The sequence below is a fragment of the Candidatus Latescibacterota bacterium genome, from assembly GCA_019038625.1.
In the GTDB taxonomy this organism is placed as follows: domain Bacteria; phylum Krumholzibacteriota; class Krumholzibacteriia; order Krumholzibacteriales; family Krumholzibacteriaceae; genus JAGLYV01.
Map to the genome: position 1 here is coordinate 1 of JAHOYU010000266.1, position 3,066 is coordinate 3,066.

Annotated in this window: 2 protein-coding genes; both read left to right on the forward strand. The window is 53.7% G+C overall.

Annotated elements, in window-relative coordinates; all coding sequences use genetic code 11:
• The coding region (locus KOO63_16715) for a 4Fe-4S binding protein (protein MBU8923459.1) at positions 1–1,147 on the forward strand (1,147 nt) is incomplete at its 5' end.
• Positions 1,148–3,066: (2Fe-2S)-binding protein (locus tag KOO63_16720; GenBank protein ID MBU8923460.1), on the forward strand; the 1,919-nt coding region annotated here is incomplete at its 3' end.

Below are 3,066 nucleotides of genomic sequence, written 5' to 3' on the forward strand. Positions count from 1 at the left end.
CGCCTATGCTACCGGCGCCAAAGAGGGATATATCTATATCAGAAAAGAATATCCGCTTGCTCTCGACAGACTCCGGAAAGCGATCGAGCAATGCCGCGAATACGGCATCCTCGGAAATGACGTCATGGGCAAGGGGTTTTCCTTCGACATACATACTCACAGGGGCGCGGGAGCTTTCGTATGCGGTGAATCTAGCGCGCTGATGGCGTCGATGGCCGGAAAGGCTGGAGAACCTAGAGCCAAGTATGTCCACAACGTCGAATACGGATTCCGTGACAAACCGACCGTCTTGAACAATGTCGAGACCTGGGCAAATATCCCCGTGATCATCGAGAAGGGCTCTCACTGGTTTGCCTCTATAGGATCAGGAGATGTTTCCGAAAACCCGTGGGGCGGCTCTTCAGGTACAAAAGTATTCTCCCTCGTCGGAGACGTAACGAACACAGGACTTGTCGAGGTCCCGATGGGACTCACCCTCCGTGAGATCGTCGAGGATATCGGAGGAGGCATCCCCGGTGGAAAGAAGTTCAAAGCGGTACAGACCGGCGGACCTTCAGGAGGATGCATTCCCGCATCGATGCTCGACATGGCGGTCGACTTCGACTCATTGACCAAAGCGGGATCGATGATGGGTTCGGGCGGTATGATCGTGATGAACGAGAATACCTGCATGGTCGATGTCGCAAGATATTTCATCGATTTCCTGATGGACGAGTCGTGCGGCAAATGCACGGCCTGCCGCGAGGGACTACACCTGATGAACAACATACTGTCACGAATATGTGCTGGTGAAGGGAAAGAAGGTGATATCGAGACACTCGAGGAGCTCTGTGACACCGTCCGTGACACGAGCCTCTGTCAGCTCGGCGGCTCGGCTCCAAACCCTGTACTCTCCACTCTGAAATATTTCAGGGAAGAGTACGAACAGCATATTAAAGAAAAGATATGCAGTGCCGGGATCTGCAAGGCACTGATCACTTACAGGATAAACGACAAGTGTACCGGCTGCACGCTCTGTGCGAGGGCCTGTCCGGTGCAGGTGATCACAGGAGAGTCTAAACAACTCCATGTGATCGAGCCGGATAAATGCATCAAGTGTGGGATCTGCTTCGAGACCTGCAACTTCGACGCAGTGGAGGTGATATAAATGGCGACGAAAAAGATCATAATAAGAATCGATGGCAGGGAGACCGAGGTAACAAAAGACAGCTTCCTGCTTGGAGTACTCAGGGATAACGGTGTGGCCGTCCCTACCCTCTGTCATCACAAGGATCTGACACCCCAGGGCACCTGCAGGCTGTGCGTCGTGGAGATCGAACAGAATGGAAAGAAAAAACTGGTCACCTCCTGCAACTTCCCGATCCGGGCCGAGATCAGTATCGACACAACATCCGAAAGGGTAAAAAAGCACCGAAAGACTCTCGCTGAGATGTACCTCGGCCGCTGGCCCAAAGTACCTGTTATTCAGGAAATAGCAGCCATCTGCGGCGCCACCGACAAGGACAGGTTCAAATCAGAGTTGACCGACGAGAATGAGAAGGCCTGCATCCTCTGTGGACATTGCGTCCACGCCTGTGAGGAATTCATTATGGAGAAGATCCTTGATTTCGCCGGACGCGGGATCAAGAGACATATGACGATGCCTTTCGGCGAGGTCGACCCTCACTGTATCGGCTGTACCTCCTGCGCCTACGTCTGCCCCACCGGGGCGATTCAGATAGTGGATGATATGAACGGTCCTCATGACGCGAAGCTCATCCGCGACTACGGGATGAAGATCAATGCCGAGATGGCCACACTCGACAAATCACAGTGCAGGATGCGCGAAGTAGGCACAGCAAACATCGTCGATGTGATGGACGCTTACGACCTGTTACCCGTACACAACTACAAGTTCGGCCAGCATGTGGATACACCCAATATCGACTCGAAGATGCTCAAGAAAAAGTACGTGACACAGGGAATGCCCGATGGATGCTGGAAGGGATGTTCGATGGCATGCGCCAAGACGGTCGACGGCTTCGAACTGAAAACCGGGCCCTACAAAGGATCGAAGGTCACTGTCGACGGACCGGAATACGAGACGGCCGCGGCCGCTGCGAACATGGGATGTTTCGACGGCGATTTCCTTATGGAGTACAACTTCTACTGTGATACATACGGAGTCGATACCATATCGGTCGGTACATGCATGGCATTCGTCATGGAGTGTTTCGAAAACGGGCTGATAGACAAGGAAGTGACCGGAGGCAAGGAACTCAAGTTCGGTGCCACAGCCGAGGTCCTGCAGTGTCTGCACGAGATGGCAGTCGGCGAAGGATTCGGAGTGGATGTCGGCATGGGAATCCGTTACCTCAAGGGGAAATGGGCCAGCGAACTTGGCGCCGACGCCGGATTCATGCAGGACATCGGCATGGAAGTCAAGGGTCTTGAGTATTCCGAATATGTGTGTAAGGAATCACTCGCGCAGCAGGCCGGCTACACGATGGCCGTAAAGGGACCCCAGCACGACGAAGCCTGGTTGATCTTCATGGATATGGTGAACAATCAGATCCCCTCTTTCGAGGACAAAGCTGAGGCGCTGTACTACTACCCGCTCTGGAGGACATGGTTTGGCCTCAACGGTCTCTGCAAGTTGCTCTGGAACGACGTAGTCCCGACAGCCAACAAAAACTTCCCTCCACAGCAGGCGGCAAAGGTTCCCGAGCATGTCGAGGATTTCTTCAAGTTCTTCGAGGGAATGACCGGTGAGCCACTCGACGAAAATAAGATGCTGGATCAGTCCGCGCGCGTACACAACCTTCAAAGGGTGATGTCACGGATGCTCGGATTCGGCACGCGCAAGGACGATATGCCCCCGTACAGGGCTGTCGGTCCTGTGACCGGGGAAGAGTATGAGTCACGCGCCGAAAAGATCTACGACAAACAGATGAAGGATATCCTTGGTATCGATCCTGAAGGTAAGACAACCGAGGAAAAGATGGAGATCACACGCAAGCACAGGGAAGACCAGTACAACAAGGTAGTCGATGCGGCGTATGACAGACGGGGCTGGACGAGAAACGG